Genomic DNA, 19,339 nt, shown 5'->3' with positions numbered 1-19,339 from the left:
GCTCACTCACCTCCCCACAAGGCCGCCGTAGCCGGTTCCGGCTCCGGTTGCTCACGGAGCGAGAGCAGCCGCGGCGCAGCCCGACCAGCCACGATCCGGGCGAGCCAGCCGAATCCGGTGCCGAACAGCGCGCCGATTCCGAGCAGGACTGCCTGTCCGAGCGGGCTGTCATACGCCGTGAGGTAGGCGCGGTTGAGCACGACGACTCCGATGGCAAAGACGATGGTGGTGCCCACGATGACCCGGACCGAGGTGCGCGTGCGGGCACGCCCGGTTTCGACGCGCGTGCGCATCGCTGCTTGTGCCCGAGCGGTTTCGGCCAGGGAGCCGAGCAGCTCGCCGAGCTGGCGAGCCTGGTTCTCGGCCGCGAGGATCAACGACGCGATGACCAGGTCCGCGGTCGAGTCGGCGACCTCGTCCGCCAGCAGCCGCAAGGCCGGCGCAAGCCGCTGGCCACTCTGCAGCCGCACGGCGAGGTTGGCCACGTCGCCGCGAATCGCTGCCGGCGCCAGCGGGGCCGTGGCGAGGATCGCCTGCTCCAGGCCAGCTGCGGCTGAGAGCGTGTCGCGCAACATCTCGGTCCACGACGCCACGGCCTCAATGCGCGCGACCCGGCGGACGTGAGCACGATCCGGTCCGACCAGCGCAGGCAGGAACCAGGCCGCGGCGGATGCAAGAACTCCTCCCACAACCCAGCCGGTCGCCGTGCCGGCAAGCAGGCCGATGCCCGCCGCGAGCGCCAAACGAAAACCCCAACGCCGATCGGTACGCCAGGGCAGCTCTCGGCCAGCCGGACGTCGTCCGGTCGCCAGCTGCGGCCGCCGAAGCCCGACAAGGATGAACAGCAGCCCGACGGAAGTCCCGAGCCCGATCACGCAGCCGATCACGGTGCTGCTCATGCTGCCCACCACCCGTCCGGCTGGGCGAGCAGTTCGCGGTCGAACCCTGCGTCGATGAGGTCGTCGAGCGTGTCGGACCGGAGCGCGCCGGCGACCGGACGTGCTCGGAGGTCGGAGCCTGGGCGGTAGATCTCGTTGGACACGACGGTGCCGCCGTCAGCATCGACTACCTCGCGGATCGAGGAGACCACCCTGGTCGTGCGATCTCCGGCTTTGGTCAGATGGACGACGAAGTGCACGCTGGACGCCACGAGCAAGGCGGTCGCCTCCAGCGGCAGCCGTTCAGCGCCTTGTGCGGCGTAGGACGCGAGGCGCGTGAACGCGATCTTCGAGCTGCTCGCGTGCAGGGTCGCCATCGAGCCGTCGTTGCCCTGGGACATCGCGTTGCACATCGGGATGACCTCGGGCCCGCGGATCTCGCCGACGATCACGCGGTCCGGGGACATCCGCAGGCCCCAGCGGACGAGCTCGGCCTGGCTGATCGCACCGGCTCCCTCGACATTGGCCTCGCGTGCCTGCAACGCCGTGACGTCGGCGTGCTGCCTCGGATCGATACCGAGGCCAAGCTCGAAGGCGTCTTCGATGGTGACGATGCGTTCGAGGGGGTCCATCTCGGCCGCCATGGCGCGGAGCAGGGTCGTCTTGCCGATTCCGGTGCCGCCGGTGATCAGGACGTTCTTGCGAGCCCGGACGAGCGCGCGGAGGAATCGCTCCAGGCCTACGTCGAGGGTGCCGCGACGGCGCAGCTGGGCGAGGGAGGTCGTGAGGTAGCCGTGGCGGCGGATCGAGCACGCCGTGATCCCGCCGGCGGTGAGCCCGAGCACGGCGAACAGCCGCTCGCCTCCCGGGAGCTGGAGGTTCAGCGAAGGAGAGCCACGGTCGAACCGGCGCTCCTCCGAGGACGCGCGCGCCGCGAGGGTGCGGATCAGGTCGGTCAGCTCGCCGTTCGAAGCCGCGATCGGAGCTACCTGAGCGCGGGTGCCATCGGAGTACTGCACGAAGACGCGGTTGAAGCTGTTGACGTTGATCGTCTCGACCGCCGGGTCGTCGAGCAGTGGCTGCAGGCCGCCCATCCCGAAGACCTCGTCCAGCACGGCGTCGGTGACACTGGCTTCGACGTCGGTCGGAAGCAGGACACGGCCGGCCTGCAGCTCGGCTTCGCTGTGGTCGGCGCTCGCGGCGAGGAGAACTTCCCGGGCGAGTTCGCGTCGGCGTTCGCCGGTGACCGTCAGCGCGTCTCCACCGACGCGGCTTGGCAGCTCACTGGCGAGTGCATGACGAAGGTGAGTGCGAAGCCGCCCCTCCGGATTTCCGTCGGCGGCGCGTTGGCGATGTTCATCGAGCACGGTCATGACGAGACGTCCTTCCTGAGCACGGCGCCGTTGTGTGGCAGTTCCGGCGGGACGACGCGGACACCGGACGTCCGGATCTGCTGAGGTGGCACCCCCGAAACCTGCGTTCCGAGGGCGGCCGGAACGCCCGTGGCTTGCGTCGGGACGGTCCCGCCGAGCAGGCTCCGAGCAACCGCCCCAGCCGCTCGCACGAGCCCGCCTTTCTCCCGTCGTCCGGCCACGGCATGACCGGTGAGCGCCGCGGCCGCACCGGGATTGTGGGGAATCCTCGCCATGACCGGGATCCCCAGCTCGCGCTCGACCTCGGCGGTCGAGTGCCCTTGGCCGGCGAGCACCAGGCAGGGACGTGCGGCAGCTCGTCCCAGCTCGTGCAGCCGGACAGCCAGGTGCGCGAGCTCATCGCTGTGGGTGCCGGAGACCAACAGGAGAACGTCTGCCTTCCGGATCACCGGTTCTGCGGGTGAGCCAGGGTCCATCCGGCCGCAGTCGACGAACAGCGCCACACCTGGCAGCTGCCCCGCGCCGTACAGGGGCGAGCCAGAGGCCGTCACGCCGCTCAGCGCGGCGCGTGCCTGGTGACTGCCGGACGGGCCGGGCATCACGCGCACCTCGCCGACCAGTGGCTGTGTGTGATTCCAAACTGCCTCGGGCTCGAGCTGGCCACGCGCTGCGGCGGCCAGGCTGAGCAGGCCGGGTGACGGCGGCAACACGAATCGCTGAGCAAGATCCCCGCCCGCCGGATCGCATTCGACCACCACGCGGCGGGCAGCGGCCGGCCAGTTAGCGGCCAGCGCGACGGTGAACGTGGTGACGCCCGGCGATCCCTTGACGCTGGTCAACGCGATCAACATCAGCGATCACCGACAGCGAGCATGACCAACGAGACCTGGCCAGAAGGCACTCGGGCGAGCGCCGGTGCGCTGGTGCCGGGCAGCTGCAGCGAGACGACGGTGTTCTGGTCGATCTCCGCTTTGGCGACACCAGTCACCGTCGCCGGCCAGGTTGAGTCGCCGCCTGCAGGCTGCTCTGCCGGAGGCGAAGCCACCGATGACGTAACCACGAGGACGGGAGAACCGGGCGCGAGCTCCAGCGGGAACTGGCCGGGCTTCAGAGCGACCGCCACGACGGCGTACCCGGCGGCCGGAATCATCGACGGGCCGAAGCTGCCCGGGGTAAGCAGCGAGCCGACGCCGAGGCTTGTCGCCATGCGCCGGCCGAGCACTGTCGCTGCCTGCCCGGCCGGGACGATGGCGACCATGTCGGCAGCCGAGACCTCCACCTCGCGGACATCCCCAGGCTCGAGGGCGTGTCCGACGCTCAGCGGGCGAGCGACGGCCAGGACCGGAACTCGGTCCTGTGCGGTGCTCGACCACCAGAGCGCGCCGCCGACGCAGACCACGACGAGCAGGACGCCGACGAGCAGGTGCGGCAACCGCCGATGCGGACGGCGACCGGTCGGCACGGCCGTCAGCCTTCCCTTCTTTCCGACCCACGACACGGAACCCACCTCGGATTCGGTGCTGTGGTCGTCGGTGCGGATGCTGGTCACGAGTTGCCTCCAGGCATGGGTCGACCGCGCCGTGCACCCAAGCGCATGCACGGCTGAAGCGGAGATTCGAATGTGCGAGTCCGGCTGGGCCGGTCAGCGCTTCCCGGTGCCGAGCGCCTGCACCTCGGCGACGCGGAAGGCGGCCGAATCGGAAGTCGTCATGTCCGGGAAGGTGCCGCTGGCTCCGGCACCCGACCACACGACGGTCCAGTGCGCGGTCGCGCGGACAGCGAATTGGTGGGCCGGTGCTGAAGCTGAGGACCGGTGATAGGTATGGCCGCAATCCGGCGAGGCAGCTGCGGGATTCCGGCCGGCTGAGAATGGAGTCCCTGGTCCCGAACAGCTCACGTTCGCGCCATCCCCCATCGACCACGAGACGGAGGTCGGCGTGGCCACCGCTGTCACCGAGACACCGGGGACGGCTGCCGTTGCTTGCTGCGCATCCCAGCTACCGCGGTCCAGCCACAGCCAGGTCGGCAGGCTCACGAGCTTCTCGCCGATGGGGTTCGCCTGGATGCGCGGAGACGGCAAACGCAGCTGCGCCCGGGCCTGCTCCGCCAGCTCTTGCGGCGAGGGCAACACAGCTTCTGCCGGAACCTGTCCGTCCGGGAGCCAGATCGGGGCTCGGTACAGGCCGTCATGGACGCCCGGGCCGGAACATCGGTAGACGTACCAAGCTCCACCGGCCTGCGCGGGCACGAAGGCGGCCAGCAAGCCCATCCCTGGGTTAGTGCGATGGGCGACGGTCTGCACACCGTTGGCGGGTGGTTGGTAGTTGCTGCGGACGTATGAGCAGTGCGCCGAGGTGTCCTTCCCGCCGATGATGCTGTCGCCCGAGGGCGGCTCCTGCCCGGGCGCCGGGCGTGGCGCTCCAGGTTTTCCCTGCGCCGCGGGTGGCTGTGGTTTCGAAGCACCACCGCGTCCGGCGCCCAGTTCGCACGACGGGTTTCCGCCTTGTCCACAGTGCACATTCCCCCAGCCGTCCGCGACGGCAATGGGCGCCAGCGCCAGGACCAAGCCGCACGCGACTGCGGTGGACGCCGCGGTCCTGGTCACCCTGAGCATGACCCGACCTCGTGTACCGCGAAGGTGGTGACCTTCCAGGAGCCGTCGACCGCCCTCTTCACCAAGGCCTCGATCTGCCGGCGGCCTCCGGGGCCGTCGTCGGCGGGCTGCCCGTTGTCGGCGCGGTACTTCAGCCAGCTCGTGGAGTCGCCGCAGTCCGCGATCGTGACGCTCGTCGGGTCGGTCGGCGGCTCCGCGGTCTGGACGCGCGGGTGATTCAGCGGCCGGCCCTTGGTGACCAAGCCGTTGTAGTGGTCGGCGTAGAGGCTCCGCGAGATGGTCTGCAGCGCGTCCGAAGTGGCGTTCTGCGCGAGCTTCGGCGACTGCCAGTCCGAGGTCGTCGCGGCATCGGCCATGTCGTTCCACATGCCGAGGTACGCCGCCGTGGCCCGCTGCTTTGCGACGTCGCCTGGTTGCGCCGTCGCGCTCGTGGTCGCCGGCGCGGACGGCGTCGCGGACTGGTTCGGTTCGACTGTGCTGCAGCCGGTGATCAGCAGGACCACCGAGCAGGCAATGGCGGCGTGACGCACGTTCATGGAATCCCCTCCCGTTGGAATGATCAGCTGGCCGTCCGGCCCGAAACACCACCTCGGCGGAGGTTCACCCGTTGGAAGGACGAGCGGTGCGCTGGCCTTCCGAGGTGGCCAGCATGGCGTCATGGGGAAGGGAATCAGCTCAGGCGAAGCCTCGGAGCTGCGGTGAACGCCTGGCTTGCCGCCATCAGCGGCGGTGCGGGCTTCGTACTGGGCGCGGCGGGCAGCCTGCTCACCAAACGGCTTCTGCGCGAGCCGACCCGTATCGTGTCGTCCTTGTGGCTTGGCGCGATCATCACGGCGCTCGTGCTCGCCGTCCTTGGTTGGAGCGTCGGCCAGCGCGGCGAGCTGGCCGTCTACGCCTTCGTGCTGACGTTGGGCGTCCCACTCGCGATCATCGACTGGGTCGAACATCGGTTACCTCGGATCGTCGTGGTGCCCCAGCTGCTCGGCGGGGCCTCGGGGCTGTTCTGCTTGTGCGTCGCGCGCTCCGACTCGGCTCCAGGACTTCGTGCCGTCTGGGCGATGCTCGCCGCGGCGGGCTTCTATCTTTTGCTCGCCGTCCTGGTAGAGGGCGGTGTTGGCTCCGGTGACGTAGTCCTGGCAGCCGTCGTCGGCCTGATGACCGGGTGGTCCGGATGGGCCGAGCTGGCCGGCGCTCTGGCCCTCGCCTCGTTCCTCGCGCTGGTTTTGCTGCTCGTATCACGCGAGGGCGTCAGGCGTACAGCCGTACCGTTTGGCCCGTGCCTCCTCGCCGGGATGACGACGATGCTCGCGGTTGCCGGCTGACCGAGTTGACGCCGACGCGGCGGGTGCCGCAGAGGGGCAGGGCGCCCGCCGCGCCGACTGGCCGAGGACTGGGAGTGGTCCTCGAGATCGTGGGTTACGCCGGGCCTTCGAAGCCCGGTATACAGCCGACGCCACCGTTCCACCAGGCGCCGGTCACTCTCCACCTGATCACCGGTTGGAGGTCGGTGGTCCCGGGCCCGACGCAGTAGCGGTAGAGGTTCCCCCAGATGTCTTCGACGTCCAGGTCAACCCGCGAGCCGGTACCGCCGTCGCAGTGCCGGTACTCGCCCCAGCCGAGGTAGCCGCACTGCTCGCGGAACTGGACTTCGGCGGTCGCGCCAGCCGGGCTCGCTGCTGTCACGCATGCGGCGAGCGCCGCGGCAGAGATGCACAACGCCCGGATAACCCTGGCTCGTAAGGAGCACGAACTCATTGTTCCTCCACGGATTCGCTTCGAGCCACCGAGATTGGATTGGCTCTGTTGACTCCACTTTGGACCTGTCCGATACGCCAGGGAACCCCGCAACGCACACACCGATGTGCCGCCGCGGTGATGATTCAGTGACAGTATAGTCAAGATGAAAACAGTTTCCAAGAATTCTCAAGGCGGCGTAACGATCCGGATTCGATACGACGCGTCTCGCCATGCCTCGTAACGGTCGATGTCATCGCGGCGACATTGACAAACAGTCGCGACTGCAGGTCGCGACCATATTCGGCGGGCAGGTCACCAAGATGACACCGTTCCTTAGAAGCATCGTATCGGGCGTCTTATCGTTGGTCGCCATCGTTGCCTTTGCGACGATCGCAGGTTTCTACGTGCTCAGCACGTTGACATCATCGCAACCGTCGATCCCCAGCGATGTCGTGACGTACATCTGGAACGGTCTCGGCGCGTTGGTCGGCTGAATCGTGGCCGCGGGCTTCGGCATCCCTCTTCCCGGCCAGAACGACCCTCCGAAACCACGTAAGAAAGATCGCTCCTTGCTGTCGCTCGGCACGCTTACCACTGTAGATTCGGCTTCTCCCACCCTTCGCCGTTGGGCTGGAGGGATCTACGTGGTCGTGTATCTCATGGTCGGCCTAGTGGCCGTTGTTGGTTGGGTGGTCCGCGCCGGCGCCACGCCGGAACTAGTACGCGTTCTCGCAACCACATTCCTCGGCCTGGCGATCCCGATCGTGGCCTCGTACCTGAACGCACCGCCGACACCACCGAACGGAGTATAGGAGCAGCGATCCTGAAGATCGGCTGTCACATAACCCGCCTGGCTGCGACTCAACACGCATGACGATCAGGCGTGGGCCCGGGCAGGCCGACTGGATGGACACTGCAACCCGCGACGGTGAGCCGTTGCCCCCTCCCCTCCTGGCGAAGTGGCGCTGGTTTCGATCCGCCGGCACCAAACACAGGCGCAGATACAAACTTGCCGAGAGCCTTGCCATCGTCGCGGCCGCGACGATACCCGTGGCAAGTTCCCTCAGACTGGACCCATCTATGGCCGCGATACTCGGAGCGGTCGTACTGGTGGCGACAGCCGCACGAACCACCTTTCAATCACACGAGAACTGGATCGAATTCAGCGGGGTCGCATACGAGATCGAGAAGGAGGTCGCCCTCTACCTGGCCAAAGTTCCTCCTTACCACGACGATAACCACCTCCAAATTCTCACGGAACGAGCTGAGGAGCTCATGACCCATAGCCGTCGACGCTGGGCTTCGCGTCGGGCATCTGCAGTCCGCGAGTCCAGCTCGCCCAAGACCACTGGCTGACACAGCGCCTAGGCTCCGAACTCTGCATCTGCATGAAGCTGAGACTCCAACGCAGCAAGCCGAGCCTGGACCGCGAGTGCCCGCGGGTGCCCAATCTTCTCCAGGAGACGGAGGCCTCCGGAATAAGCTTCGAGAGCCTGTTCGGCCAGTCCAAGCTGCTGAAGTGCTTCAGCCCGGCACACCATGGTCTCCGCGACTCCCCATCGCTGCCAATTCCCGCCACGGACAACCAACGCCTCGTCGAAGTGCTTCAGCGCGGTCCGGTGGTGACCGTGTCGGCTGAGCAAGACACCGATGCGTTGATGGGCCATGCCGAGGACCGCTTTCGCGGTGAACATCTGCGCCCGGTTCAGCGCGTCTAGCGCGTACTCCATCGCCTTGTCCGCGAAGCCGAGGTGATCGCATACGTCGGCAAGCGCGGCCCGGTTGACCGCAGCGCCGACCTTGACCGCGGAGCCCGCGAACAAGCGGTCGGCGAGCTCGTGAAGCTCGAGCGCCTCGGCGAGCCGGTCGCGGCTGGCGTACGCGAGGCCGAGTCCGTACGCGGTCCACGCCCGGGACCGATCATCTCCGAGCTCGTCATGCCGACGGAGTGCTTCCTCAAGGTGCGCGATGCCGTCATCCGTCCGGCCGAGCTCGTGCTCCACCCAGCCGAGAGCCTCCAGGCTCCGCGCGACTCCGGCGTCGCTGCCGGCCGCGCGTGCGGCGGCGAGACCGTCGTGCGCCGCGACCAACCACGTGTTCCAGCTGCGCGTAAGCACGAAGTACGGCAAGAAGGCCGTGGGCAGCAGCCACAGGACGTCCTTCGCCCCGTACGTCCGCGCGCTGCGTGCCACCTGGAGAGCGGTGGCCACCTCCCGCTCACACCAGGCCATCGCCGCCTCGAAGCCGCCCTCCTTGAACGACATCGGCTCGACGCCCGCCAGGTTCTCCGGTGTGATTCCACTGTCCGCCCAGCTGGGGATCAAGGTGTTGTTCGCGTTCCACGCCGTCGCGGCGTACCAACGCAGGGCACGGTCGTGGGCGCGCTCGACCTCGCACAGCCGTTCCTCGACCAGCGCGCGCTGGTGCGCGTAGGCCCGGAGCAGGTGGCTGATCCGGTACCGGCCGTCCGCGAGCGGCTCGACGAGATGTGCCTCCGCCAGCAGCCGCAGAGCTTCGCGGGCACGGTCGAGGTCTAGTTCGGTGAGCACGGCGACCGACTCGACCCCGACGACGTTGGCCGGCCCCACCCCGAGGTACCGGAACACCCTCCTCGCCATCGCAGGCAGGGCCAGGTACGAGACGTCGACCACGCCGTGGATGTTCACCGCCGGGTCGCTCGACGTGAAGAGGTCGAGACGGGTCTTGTCCGAGCCGAGGCGGCCAGCCAGCTCGTCCAGCGTGGTCTCCCGGTGGCGCTGCAGGTGCTCCGCGGCGATCAGGATCGTCATCGGGAGACAGCCACACTGCTCGACGACCAGCTCCACAGCGGCCGCGCTGGCTCGCACACGAGCCTCTCCCGCTCGGCACCCAAGTAGCTCGATCGCTTGCCCGGCAGGAAGTGGCGGCAGCTCGATCGCCGTTCCGCCCGTACGTGCGAGCAAGCCGGACTGCCGTTCCCGGCTCGTCGCCACCACCACACTGCCGCCGCCCGGGAGCAGCCACTCCGCTTGCCGGTAATCGACGACGTTGTCGAGGATCACGACCGCGGGGCGCTCGGCGAGCAGTGATCGGTAGCGCGCGATCCGGGTCTGCAAGCTGGACGTGCCGAGCTCGGCGGCGCTCACGCCGAGTGCCGCGAGGAAGCCGTTTAGGACCTCTTCCGGTTCGGCCGGCGCGCCGGGTGCGAGGCCGCGCAGGTCGGCGAACAGGCAGCCGCCGGGAAAGCGAGCTTGCACGCTGGACGCCCAGTGCACGGCCAGGGCGGTCTTGCCGACCCAGAATCCACCTTCGATGACAATGGTCACCGTCGCGCCGGGACGGCCTTGGGTGATCAGCGCGTGGTCCATCGCCTGCAGCTGTTCCTCGCGACCGACGAATTCGGTGGCGGCCGGCGGAAGCTGGACGGGGCGAGTCACCGCGTGGGAGTCGCCCCGCTGCTCCGCCGCGATCTTGTCCAGCTCCCCCTCGGCCGCAAGCGCGGTGTCGAGGTCGTGCACGACGGCCGGCAACAGGGCGCGGTGGCCGTGCAGCAGCTTCGAGAGGTAGCTCGCGCTGTAGCCCGCCTTCGCGGCCACCTCGCCGAGCGTCAGGCCACGTTCTCTCCGCTTGCGGTGCACCGCCGCCGCGAAGCTGTCGATGGTTCGCATCGCGCCTCCCCGCGCGTCGAGACGCGCCGGTTGACGCGTCAGCGTGGGCGGGGACCCGGATATCGATGGGACCAGTAGGCAGGCACTCGATCGGGCGGTTCCTGCACTGCTCCGCATCCAGTAATTTGGAATGATCAACTTCGACGGTACGAAAACCTGAACGCAGAGTCAAACAAATCGGACGCATTGCGATCGGAATTCCAGGAAGTTGGAATTCTGATCCGGAGGGGGTGACGGTGTCCGAGCCCGAAGATCAGCAGCTCCAGCCACCTGAATCCTTCGGCCGGCTTCTCGAGCGGCTGATCTACCTCAAGAAGCACGACGACGGCCGGCCGTACACCGTGTCCGAGGTCGCTGACGAAATCGGCATCTCGAAGAGCCAGCTGTACAACCTGCTCAAGGGGGCGAACGAACCGAAGTTGCGCCTCGCCCAAGAGCTCGCGACCTACTTCGGCGTCGAGCTGGAGTACTTCGGAACCAGCGAGCGAGCCCGCGAGATCCAGGAGCAGTACGCGCTCCTAGAGCGGCTGTCCCAGCAAGGAGTCCGCGACATCGCCTACCGGGCGAGCGCCCTGTCGCCGGAGGTTCTGTCGAGTGTGCTGGACTTCATCGAGTTCCAAGCCAGCCGCGGCGGCGAGAACCACACGTCCGGGTGACTTGCTGTCCAACCCGCCGAACACCGCTGCCGATCTGCGACGATCGACCAGAGGTGACTACAACGGGCTGGGAGGACCGTCGTGAGCAGCCTGGTTCAACGCGTGCGCCGTGATCGGCGAATCGCCGGCCTGCGCCGTCGGCTGCGGTCCGAGCTGCGCGCCGCGGGCGTCGAAGGCCCGACGCCGATGGCCGAGATCTGCGCCCGGTTCGGCGAGCGTCGCGGCAAGCCGATCCGGTTGCTGGCCGTGCCAATGGAAGTTCCAGGTCCGTTCGGCCTGTGGATCAAGACGACGGCCGCCGACGTCATCATGTACCAGGGCACGGGCACCACGCGGTTCCACCAAGAGCACATCATCGCCCATGAGCTCGGCCACCTGCTGGCCGATCACCCCTCGGACGAGGGCGACGACGAGATGTGGCGCCAATTGCTCCCGGACATACCGCCCGACGTCATCCGGAAAGCATTGCGTCGGCGCACGTCCTACGCGAACGAGTACGAGCGGGAAGCCGAAGCGCTCGCGACTGTCCTGCTGGAGGCGACGACCAAGGCACAGGAGATCTCCCTGCCAAGTCGGTCGCCCCGTGCCCGCCGCGCGCAGGCGTCCCTCGGCGACCCGATCGATGTCCTATGAACCTCACGAACTTCCTGCTGCTCGTGCTGGCCTGGTTCATCTACCGGCTGGCCCGCTCGCCACGGGACCCGGCGCTCTGGGCCGTCGTCGTGTGCGTCGCTTGCCAGCTGCTCGGCGCTTCCACATTCGTCGCGTTCGCCCGGACGGTGTTCGGCGGCTTGCCGTCGTCCAGCACGGTGAAGCTGTTGACGAACATCGCGCTGAACACCTCGCGCTACTCGCTTCTGCTCTTCTTCCTGATCTCGGCGGGTGGGTCGTGGCGGCGGGTCCGCATCGAGACCGCGATTCTCGTCAGCGTCTGCTCGGCGATGGCCGCCGCGGTTTTCGTGCTCCCGCCAGGCGCTCGTGACAGCGCCTACCCGCTGACCGGAAACCTGCCGAACGACATGAGCCATCCCGGTGTGGCGCCGTTCTACATCGTCGGCGGCAGCTACATGCTGTACGCCGCTGTGCAGACGGCACGCTGGGCCCTCCGATACGCGAACGAGTCCAGCCGCCGGGCGCGGTTCGGCCTTCGCCTGGTCGCCGTCGCGCTGGTCGCCACGGCTATGACGACCGGCGCCCGGACGGTCGTCACGATCATTCGCTGGGCCGGCCACCCGGGATGCGGTGCCCCGATCATGCAGGCGGCCACGCGGCTGGTCCCGATCTGCACCTTCGTGTTCCTCGTCGGCGTGTTCTCGGTCGGGCTTACGGCCCGGTTCGCCGCGCTGAGGACGTGGCTGCGCCGGCGACGCGCCTACGCCGAGCTGTGGCCCCTGTGGCGGGCACTGCACGCGGTGTTCCCCGCCGACACCCTCGACCACGCCCCCACCCAGCCCTGGCTGGACACGCTGCTCCCCCATCGGGTCGGCCACCGGTACTGGCGGCGGGTCATCGAGATCCGCGACGGCCTCCTACAACTCAGCCCACAGCTCGTTGACGCGGGCTTCGACTCCGGCCGACCCGCCGCGCACCAGTTGGGCACCTTCCGCCACGCACTTCAGCTGCAGGCCAGCGGCCACACACCGACCAGCCGGACGGGCGTGCTCGTAGCGGCTCCCGAAGACGCGGACATCAACTCCGATGTCCGGCAGCTCATCCACCTCTCGCGGGCCCTCGCCCGGGAAGGAGTCTTGTGACCACGGTTTCGAAGGCCGAGATCCGTGATCGGAACCTGCAGATGCTCGAGCGCATCCGCTCGCAGGATCCACAGCCGCACCGGGAGGGCTACTACGCGCTGCGCATCATGACGGTCGCCGGCCGCACCAGCGGCGAGCCGCGGGCCATCCCGATCGCGCTCATGCAGTTCGACGGCGTCCAGTACGCCTGCTCGCCCGACCGCCGCCGCGACTGGGTCCGCAACCTCCTCGCGGCCGGCCGGTGCACCGTCGAGCCGGACGAGCACGAGACTCGCAACGCTCTCCTCGTCGAGGACGCCGCCGGAGCGGAAGCGGTCGCCCGCTACCTCAGCCGTCTTCCCCGGGTATCCGATGAGTGGCCGTTCCCCGGCGATACGCCACCGGAGCAGGTGTTGCCCTTCATGGGGCAAATCGCCGTGTTCCAGCTGTGCATTCCTGCCTGAAAGGTCACCGTGCCCCAGCAGCTTTTCACCGCCGACCAGGTCCTCCCCGGTCCGGCTGGCGAGCGGATCCGCGACGGCGCTGTGCTCTTCCAGGACGGCACGCTCCTCCTCGTCGGGCCTCGCGCGGACGTCGAACACCTTGTCTCCCCCACCGCCGAACGCCATGACTTCCCTGGTGGGACCATCCTGCCCGGCCTGATCAACTGCCACGTCCACCTCGTGTTCGACGCCTGCGGCGACCCAGCACGAGCCGCGGCCGACGCGACCCACGCGGACTTGGTCGACCGCGCGGACCGGCTTCTGTGCTCAGGCGTGACCACCGTCCGCGACCTCGGCGACCGCGACGGCCTCGCCATCCAGTTCCGGAACCAGCGCCCGCGAGGGCCGCGGATCGTCGCATCCGGGCCGCCGATCACCATCCCGGACGGGCATTGCTGGTTCCTCGGCGGGACCGCGGACGGCGAAGCCGAACTCCGCGCGCGAGTGCGGCACAACGCCGAGCTGGGCGCGGACGTCATCAAGGTCATGGCGTCCGGCGGCCAGATCACCCCGAACTCCCCGAAGATGTGGGACAACCAGTTCACGACCGCCGAGCTGACCGCCATCGTCGACGAAGCCTCGAAGGCCGGGCTGCCCGTCGCGGCGCACGCCCACGGCACGGACGCGATCGCCGCGGCTGCCGACGCCGGCGTCGCCACCATCGAGCACTGCACCTGGCTGCGCGACGGTGGAGGCGGCTACGACCTGCGCGACGACGTCGCCGCGAAGATCGCCGAGCGCAGGATCTTCGCCTGCGTCGCCTGGCCCTCGGACTGGCGAGGCTTCATGAACCGCCTGGGCACCGCCCGCGCCGACCTGGTAGGCAGCCGGTTCGAGTGGATGGCCGAGCACGGCATCCGGATGATCCCCGGCACCGACGCCGGAGCAGGCAGCTCGGGCTTCGACGACTACGCCGGCGCCCTCCAGCTCTACGAGTACCTCGGATTCGACCGCGCGGACATCATCGAGATGGCCACGACGTTGAGCGCGGAGGCTCTGGGTCTCGGCAACATAACCGGACAGCTGGCTCCGGGCCTCGCGGCAGACATACTGGTCGTCGAAGGCGATCCGCTCAGGGACCTGGCCAACCTTGGACGGCTCCGACGGGTGGTGGCCAAGGGCCAGACCACCTCGATGACCACGGCATAACCCAGCTGAGCACCGCTGAGGCACTGGCGACCGTGGGCTACGCGGCGACCCAGCTAGCGCGGTCTCCCCGCTGCAGAGATCGCAGCCGGCGTTCCAGCTCGGCGGCGACGCCGGTGTCTCCGCGCGCGGCTCGGCGCAAGAAGCTGCCCAGGGTGTGCAGATCACGGATTCGCACGAGAGTGTCGATACCTGCCCAGTCACGTACGTCGTAGCCGTAGGCCTCCGCGAAGGCGTCCAGTTCAGCGGGGGTGCGGCCAAAGCGAATGCCACCCTGGATGGTGTTCGCGAGATCGAGTTCGCGGGGACCCCACGCCGGTTCGTCCCAGTCGCCGAGAATGGCATCGGCGCCGTCCCACAGAGTGTTCCCCGGGTAGGCGTCCCCGTGGATCAGCCCGGTCCCGAGTGGGAAGACCAGCTGCTGGAAGTCCTTGAGCAGGCGGTCGCGTTCATCGATCAGCCATCGACGATCATGTTCGGGGAGCGTCGTGTCGGCGGAGAGGACGTCTGCGAAAGCAGAGAGCGGCGCCGCGGGTGGCAGCTCGACCGACGGGTCAGGCAGCCTGTGCAGCTGACGAAGCAAGGCGCCGAGGTGACCTGCGTCAGGTACTCCGCGGTCCTGCTGAGCATAGAACCGCCAGAACGTGACCACGTGACCGGCAAGCTCCACGGGTTGTTCGACCTGAGCCGGCCGCGTGCAGGGGAAGCCCTGTTCAGTCAGCCAGAGCGTGAGCTGAACAGCGCGGCTTGCACGGTCCCGCAGTGCCTGTGCGCCGACCTTCGCCACGATGCCGGAGTCGCCTGCCGACGGAAGCAAGTAGACGTCGTTGGCGTGGTTGCGCAGAGGCGCCGCACCGGTCGGGTCAAGGCCGGCGCGGCGACACGCAAGGTCGAGCACATTTGGGAGTACGAGGTCAGGCACAACTCGATGGTAGAGCGCGGGGTCGCATTGAAAGATGCCCGGTAAGCCGGTCCGCCAACTCGCCTGCGGCACGATGGCGACGATCGCCGAGTTCCCGGGCCTGGTCACGCAGCGAGGCCATTGCCCCGTGGAGCTGGCTGATCTGCTCCTCCTGGGGCAGGTCGAGAACTCGCGCAACGGACGCGACCGCACCCTCGACATTGTCTTGCCCGAGACACGCCCGTGCGTGGTCCAGGCGGGCCAGAGCCAGATCGCCGTAGGATCGCTCTTGCGGCAAGCCTTGCTCGTAAGCGCGGATTGCTTGTGCCGAAGAGCGTTCCGCCTCATCGTATTCGCCAAGCAGCGCGTACGTTCCGCCTACGTAGTAGATCTTCTTCGTGACCGGAAAGGACAGAAGGCCACCGAAGTCTTCGACTGAATCCACGGAGGCGAAGCCCCGGTTCGGCGGTTCGTCGAGACGAGCGAGCAGATCTTGCGACATCTCAGGCCGCTGCGCCCGCGCTGCGGAACGTGCCGCAATCGCCAGCAGACGTCGACGCGTCTGAGGACCGGAGTTGTACTGCAGGCCCTTCAACGCGGCTGTTACCGCGGCAGCCGGCTGGCGGGACCACTCGTGAAAGAGCGCTGACGAACCACAGGTCCACGCCCGCAGTGCGGTGCTGTCGACCGCCGTGGCCAAGGTCGAAGCAGCCCGAAGATGCTTTAGAGCTGCACCGTGATCACCAAGGTTCTGGCTCGCGTGGGCGAGAAGAATCGACGTCACCCCGGCCAGGAACATCAAGTCATGGGTCTGGCCGGGCCGCTGGGGCGTACGCAGCGCTTGCGTCAAGGTGTTCTGAACTCGACGCAGGTCCGCGAAAACAGCGGGTAGGGGCGCATGAACATATGCGACGGCGATCCGCCCAAGTTCGGAACGCTGGTAATCGATCAAGTCGGCGTCCGAACCCAGTGCGGCCACATCGTTGGCCAACTGCTCAGCCTGCGCGGCTGCGTCGGCAACCTGGGCCCGCGAGTTCACTTCCGCCGTCCCGGGTAGATCCGTGCGCCCTTGTGACACTTCACCCGCGTAGCTGTGAAAGCGTGCCCGAACTGATGGCGAAGCCTTCGCCAACGCTACCGTGAGCAAGTCTTGCGCCTCACGACCCGGGTTTCGCGGGTTGGTCGTGCGATTCCATTTAGCCACTGTCGAACGAGACAGTCCCAGATATCCCGCGAATTCGGCGAGAGTGCACCCCATGGCAGCGCACAACGCGGCAGCGCGCCCGGCCGTCCAAGTCTCCATCGGAATTCCCATCTGTCGACGTCTACCACCAAGCGTGAACCATATTCCCGTCCTTAGCAACGGGGAGGCCTCGAAGAGGCCCCACTGTGCCCACCCCGGCCCCAGTAGGCCCCTTTTCCACTTCCCTTCACCAATCCCGTTGATCACGCTGTACATCAAGGAAAGTAGACCGAACCGGCGAACGATCCGACACGAAGAGCATCAACGTTGGGCGAACATCATGTCAGCAAAGGAAGAAGGATGGCCTTCCAAGGTCGATCTGGAAAACGCGGAAGAGGCTGGGTTCTTGCTTCTATGCCGCGTACTTGTCGGACTTCGCCGTCTGTCCTCCTCGGACGTACCGCCACGATCGACCGGAGTCTTGATGTCCCATGAAACCTCCAAACTCGCCGACACGTTGCGTGCGATGCAGGCCCGAATCGGTTTGCTTGTCTGCACATTACAAGACGGAACGGCGAAAACGGACGAACAGCTACAGGTCGCCAACAGGCTCGAGGAGCTTGCGGACGTCCTGAAGTCGAACACCGCCGACGTCAACGCGGACATCGTGCCTGCCTCTCGTCAGCTTCTTCTCACAGAACGGCACTCGGCATGACCGACGGATCCCTGAGCCACCCCGGCCTCTACGTGCTCGGTAGCGCACTACGGCAGAATCGAAGCGATCAAGGCATGAGCCTCCGGGAACTGGCCCGCACGACGGGTATCGGCCCGAGCACCCTTTCGAGCTGGGAGCAAGGAGAACGGCGCATCCCGGAAGTACCGCTTGGCTGGATTCTCGGAGTCCTCAAAGTGGCGCCCGCCGAAAGTCGCCTCCTGATTCGACTTCACACTGAATCCGATCGAATGAGCCACGTCGAAAGCCTCGACTCCGAGGTGACCAGCCTCCAGCGTGCCTACGACCGCTACACCCTCCGCACGTTCGAATGGGCACCGAGGATCGTGCCGGAGTCACTGCAGACATTCGATTACGCTCACGCGGTTCTGGGACCGCACACCGCCACGCCGGATGACGTCGACCAAGAGGTCTTGACCCGGCAGGCGCGGCAGCTCGACCGAGATCCGCAGCACCGGCACATCCTCCTGCTGGGCGCTTCAGCGTTGACCCTAGAGAACGTTCCCCCGGACGTATTGCGGACACAGCTGGACGAGATCACCAATCCGGACCCCCGATGGCGGGTCGACACCCGGGTCGTCCCGGCCGAGGCACGCGCCGCTTCGACGATCGAGCCCTTCGCGATCTACGAGACGGCAGAAAAGGCCTTCACCATAGTCGTGAAGCACGAGCACGCGACGATCTACCTGTCCGATCCAGCCATGGTGAAGCACTACTGGTCGACGTTCAATGCGCTCCAACGAGAAGCTGTCGCGTATCTGCCGGTGGGATCACGGTGAACGCGGGCGCGGTGATCTACATGGACCCGCAGGCCATCCACCCCGTGATCAACGGAGAATGGCATCGCCTCGCCGGAGTGCTGGAGCCAGGGCAGGAGTTCACCACGCTCTGCGGCATCTCCGACACTGCAACGTTCCTGCCGTTCAGCGAACGGCGAACGCGAGGCAGCCCCAAGCAATGCGAAGGCTGCGACGTCATCTACCGACGAGACAACGGTATCCCCCTGTTGCATGACCGCCTGGGCAGGCGCGCGTGATCAGGCAGCAGGCGAGAGCAAGCCACGAAGACGTTGCAGAGCGCGGCGTCCGGCTACGACGACACCTGACAGGTGGCCGTTTTCGGCGGCGCGGACGGCCCGCTGCAGCTGGTGCGGCAGCCGACGTTGCTCGGCGGTCGCGATCGCCGCAGTGAGGGCCTCCTCGGCACCGGCGCGTTCACCAGTCCCGGCTAGGACTTCGCCGGCGGTAACTCGTTCGATGACTTGCCATTGCGGTGCGGCGGGTTCCCCCGCAGCCGTGTTCAGGACTTGGAGGGCGTCATGTGGGCAGTTGAGGGCAAGCAGCCCCCGGGCCTGGATTTCGCGCAGTGTGAAGGGATTGAGCAGCAGATCCGTCCCAGTCGCCGTGTCGAGTCGGCGGCGGCATCCCTCGATGGCGTCGGCGAACAGGACCGCCGAGCCCGCCTCGCCGGCGGCTCGGGCCAGCAGCGCGAGCGCGGCGCCGTGTCCGGCCGCGGTCGTGGACACGGCCGCGGCGTGCTCCAGCCGGGCGACGGCAGCGTGGAGACGGCCTGCTTTGCGCAGCTCGTTGCCGTGCATCCTCAGGGTGTTCGCCAGGAAGTCGGCGTCGTCGAGGTGGCTGGCCAGGAGAAGAGCTTTGCCAGTCCAGGCCGCGGCTCCGGTCAGGCGTTCCTCAGGCAGCACGGTGCCCAGCGACACGCCCAGGGCCAGGCGGGCGGACGCGAGCAGATACAGGGTGTCGCGTTCGAGACGGCCTTCGGCGGCGCGGGCTTCAAGGCGGGCCGCCAGCGGCCACAGCTCGTTGACGGCCTCGACCACCCGGCCGGACTGGCGGGCGATCTCGGCCAGCCGGATCACGCTGTCGCCGAACTGCACCAGCGCGGCAAAGTCGGCGTCGTCCGGATCGGTGACGCCGAACAGATGGAACGGCAGCCCCAGGGCGCGGGCGATGTGCCGGCGCCCGGCCACGTCACCCGGCGTGCGCCTGCGAGTCTCGATCATCGCAACATAGGACTTGTCATAGCCGAGCAGAGCGGCCAGCGCTTCCTGGCTGAGCCGGTTCGCGGCACGGTAGGCGCGCAGGATCGTGGCGAGATCCCGCGAAGACAGTGCCGCCGCGGCGGCGGGGTCGGACCACATCCAGACGGCGGGAGTCAGCCGGGGCGGACGCGGGGCCAGGCCGTTGCTCATCGCGCGGCAGGCCGGGCAAACCGGGG

22 protein-coding genes are annotated in these 19,339 nt (G+C 67.7%); 11 read left to right on the top strand and 11 right to left on the bottom strand.

The annotated features are described in order from the left end of the window. Nucleotides 1-2: 2 nt before the first annotated feature. The 6 genes from AA23TX_RS31910 to AA23TX_RS31885 all read right to left on the bottom strand — a co-directional run bounded on the left by AA23TX_RS31910 (nucleotide 3) and on the right by AA23TX_RS31885 (nucleotide 5,401). Nucleotides 3-899, bottom strand: a complete 897-nt coding sequence (locus tag AA23TX_RS31910) for a type II secretion system F family protein (RefSeq protein WP_155546461.1) — start codon at nucleotides 897-899, stop codon at nucleotides 3-5. After that, complete coding sequence (locus tag AA23TX_RS31905) at nucleotides 896-2,251, bottom strand: TadA family conjugal transfer-associated ATPase (protein WP_155546460.1); 1,356 nt, start codon at nucleotides 2,249-2,251, stop codon at nucleotides 896-898. Before AA23TX_RS31905 ends, AA23TX_RS31910 begins: the two co-directional genes overlap by 4 nt. After that, nucleotides 2,248-3,102, bottom strand: coding sequence for a CpaE-like family protein (locus AA23TX_RS31900; protein WP_155546459.1), 855 nt, complete (start codon nucleotides 3,100-3,102; stop codon nucleotides 2,248-2,250). The genes AA23TX_RS31905 and AA23TX_RS31900 overlap by 4 nt, the downstream gene beginning before the upstream one ends. Next, nucleotides 3,102-3,800 carry an SAF domain-containing protein gene (locus tag AA23TX_RS31895; protein WP_230862795.1) on the bottom strand — a complete coding sequence of 233 codons (699 nt, stop codon included), beginning with the start codon at nucleotides 3,798-3,800 and terminating at the stop codon, nucleotides 3,102-3,104. The genes AA23TX_RS31900 and AA23TX_RS31895 overlap by 1 nt, the downstream gene beginning before the upstream one ends. Nucleotides 3,801-3,893: 93 nt before the next feature. Next, nucleotides 3,894-4,520: a hypothetical protein gene (locus AA23TX_RS50350; RefSeq protein ID WP_230862794.1), complete on the bottom strand. Its 627-nt coding sequence runs from the start codon at nucleotides 4,518-4,520 to the stop codon at nucleotides 3,894-3,896. A 332-nt stretch (nucleotides 4,521-4,852) separates the two neighbouring features. Next, nucleotides 4,853-5,401 carry a hypothetical protein gene (locus AA23TX_RS31885; protein ID WP_230862793.1) on the bottom strand — a complete coding sequence of 183 codons (549 nt, stop codon included), beginning with the start codon at nucleotides 5,399-5,401 and terminating at the stop codon, nucleotides 4,853-4,855. A gap of 162 nt (nucleotides 5,402-5,563) precedes the next feature. Here AA23TX_RS31885 and AA23TX_RS31880 point away from each other — a divergent pair, with 162 nt between their 5' ends. After that, nucleotides 5,564-6,187, top strand: a complete 624-nt coding sequence (locus AA23TX_RS31880) for a prepilin peptidase (RefSeq protein WP_155546457.1) — start codon at nucleotides 5,564-5,566, stop codon at nucleotides 6,185-6,187. A gap of 94 nt (nucleotides 6,188-6,281) precedes the next feature. On the opposite strand, the gene AA23TX_RS31875 is transcribed toward AA23TX_RS31880, so the two are convergent. Further along, the gene (locus tag AA23TX_RS31875; RefSeq protein ID WP_155546456.1) at nucleotides 6,282-6,548 is read right to left on the bottom strand and encodes a DUF6355 family natural product biosynthesis protein; all 267 of its coding nucleotides are present in this window, start codon (nucleotides 6,546-6,548) and stop codon (nucleotides 6,282-6,284) included. 374 nt (nucleotides 6,549-6,922) lie between these two features. Between AA23TX_RS31875 and AA23TX_RS31870 the strand changes: the two genes are divergently transcribed. Both AA23TX_RS31870 and AA23TX_RS51035 read left to right on the top strand, forming a co-directional pair. Then, on the top strand, nucleotides 6,923-7,096 hold the full coding sequence (locus AA23TX_RS31870) for a hypothetical protein (protein WP_155546455.1): 174 nt from the start codon (nucleotides 6,923-6,925) through the stop codon (nucleotides 7,094-7,096). A gap of 376 nt (nucleotides 7,097-7,472) precedes the next feature. Then, entirely contained in the window at nucleotides 7,473-7,958 is a 486-nt protein-coding gene (locus tag AA23TX_RS51035; RefSeq protein WP_155546454.1) for a DUF4231 domain-containing protein, read from the top strand. Nucleotides 7,959-7,966: 8 nt separating this feature from the next. On the opposite strand, the gene AA23TX_RS31860 is transcribed toward AA23TX_RS51035, so the two are convergent. Further along, the gene (locus tag AA23TX_RS31860) at nucleotides 7,967-10,387 is read right to left on the bottom strand and encodes a tetratricopeptide repeat protein (RefSeq protein WP_230862792.1); all 2,421 of its coding nucleotides are present in this window, start codon (nucleotides 10,385-10,387) and stop codon (nucleotides 7,967-7,969) included. A 98-nt stretch (nucleotides 10,388-10,485) separates the two neighbouring features. On the opposite strand from AA23TX_RS31860, the gene AA23TX_RS31855 reads away from it, so the two are divergent. The 5 genes from AA23TX_RS31855 to AA23TX_RS31835 all read left to right on the top strand — a co-directional run bounded on the left by AA23TX_RS31855 (nucleotide 10,486) and on the right by AA23TX_RS31835 (nucleotide 14,290). After that, on the top strand, nucleotides 10,486-10,905 hold the full coding sequence (locus AA23TX_RS31855) for a helix-turn-helix domain-containing protein (protein WP_196425612.1): 420 nt from the start codon (nucleotides 10,486-10,488) through the stop codon (nucleotides 10,903-10,905). 81 nt (nucleotides 10,906-10,986) lie between these two features. Next, nucleotides 10,987-11,538, top strand: coding sequence for a hypothetical protein (locus tag AA23TX_RS31850; protein ID WP_230862791.1), 552 nt, complete (start codon nucleotides 10,987-10,989; stop codon nucleotides 11,536-11,538). Further along, nucleotides 11,535-12,659, top strand: a complete 1,125-nt coding sequence (locus AA23TX_RS31845) for an MAB_1171c family putative transporter (protein ID WP_155546452.1) — start codon at nucleotides 11,535-11,537, stop codon at nucleotides 12,657-12,659. The genes AA23TX_RS31850 and AA23TX_RS31845 overlap by 4 nt, the downstream gene beginning before the upstream one ends. Next, nucleotides 12,656-13,102, top strand: coding sequence for a PNPOx family protein (locus AA23TX_RS31840; protein ID WP_155546451.1), 447 nt, complete (start codon nucleotides 12,656-12,658; stop codon nucleotides 13,100-13,102). The genes AA23TX_RS31845 and AA23TX_RS31840 overlap by 4 nt, the downstream gene beginning before the upstream one ends. Before the next feature lie 9 nt (nucleotides 13,103-13,111). After that, complete coding sequence (locus AA23TX_RS31835) at nucleotides 13,112-14,290, top strand: amidohydrolase family protein (protein ID WP_155546450.1); 1,179 nt, start codon at nucleotides 13,112-13,114, stop codon at nucleotides 14,288-14,290. Nucleotides 14,291-14,327: 37 nt separating this feature from the next. Here AA23TX_RS31835 and AA23TX_RS31830 read toward each other — a convergent pair whose 3' ends face one another. Then, entirely contained in the window at nucleotides 14,328-15,209 is an 882-nt protein-coding gene (locus AA23TX_RS31830) for a phosphotransferase enzyme family protein (protein WP_196425611.1), read from the bottom strand. Continuing rightward, on the bottom strand, nucleotides 15,202-16,227 hold the full coding sequence (locus AA23TX_RS49715; RefSeq protein ID WP_196425610.1) for an XRE family transcriptional regulator: 1,026 nt from the start codon (nucleotides 16,225-16,227) through the stop codon (nucleotides 15,202-15,204). Before AA23TX_RS49715 ends, AA23TX_RS31830 begins: the two co-directional genes overlap by 8 nt. A 403-nt stretch (nucleotides 16,228-16,630) precedes the next feature. Here AA23TX_RS49715 and AA23TX_RS31825 point away from each other — a divergent pair, with 403 nt between their 5' ends. The 3 genes from AA23TX_RS31825 to AA23TX_RS31815 are packed head-to-tail and all read left to right on the top strand — an operon-like array spanning nucleotide 16,631 to nucleotide 18,140. Then, nucleotides 16,631-17,086, top strand: coding sequence for a hypothetical protein (locus AA23TX_RS31825; protein ID WP_155546448.1), 456 nt, complete (start codon nucleotides 16,631-16,633; stop codon nucleotides 17,084-17,086). After that, a complete protein-coding gene (locus AA23TX_RS31820; protein WP_155546447.1) occupies nucleotides 17,083-17,883 on the top strand; it encodes a Scr1 family TA system antitoxin-like transcriptional regulator in 801 nt (266 codons plus the stop codon). Before AA23TX_RS31825 ends, AA23TX_RS31820 begins: the two co-directional genes overlap by 4 nt. Further along, complete coding sequence (locus AA23TX_RS31815; RefSeq protein WP_230862790.1) at nucleotides 17,880-18,140, top strand: hypothetical protein; 261 nt, start codon at nucleotides 17,880-17,882, stop codon at nucleotides 18,138-18,140. The genes AA23TX_RS31820 and AA23TX_RS31815 overlap by 4 nt, the downstream gene beginning before the upstream one ends. On the opposite strand, the gene AA23TX_RS31810 is transcribed toward AA23TX_RS31815, so the two are convergent. Continuing rightward, nucleotides 18,141-19,313 (bottom strand): helix-turn-helix transcriptional regulator, encoded by a 1,173-nt coding sequence (locus AA23TX_RS31810; protein WP_230862789.1) that lies wholly within the window; start codon nucleotides 19,311-19,313, stop codon nucleotides 18,141-18,143. It abuts the gene before it with no gap. Between the last annotated feature and the right edge of the window lie 26 nt (nucleotides 19,314-19,339).

This window comes from Amycolatopsis camponoti, from assembly GCF_902497555.1.
Classification (GTDB): domain Bacteria; phylum Actinomycetota; class Actinomycetes; order Mycobacteriales; family Pseudonocardiaceae; genus Amycolatopsis; species Amycolatopsis camponoti.
Note: the sequence above shows the minus strand (reverse complement) of the source record. Positions and strands in the feature narration are given on the sequence as shown.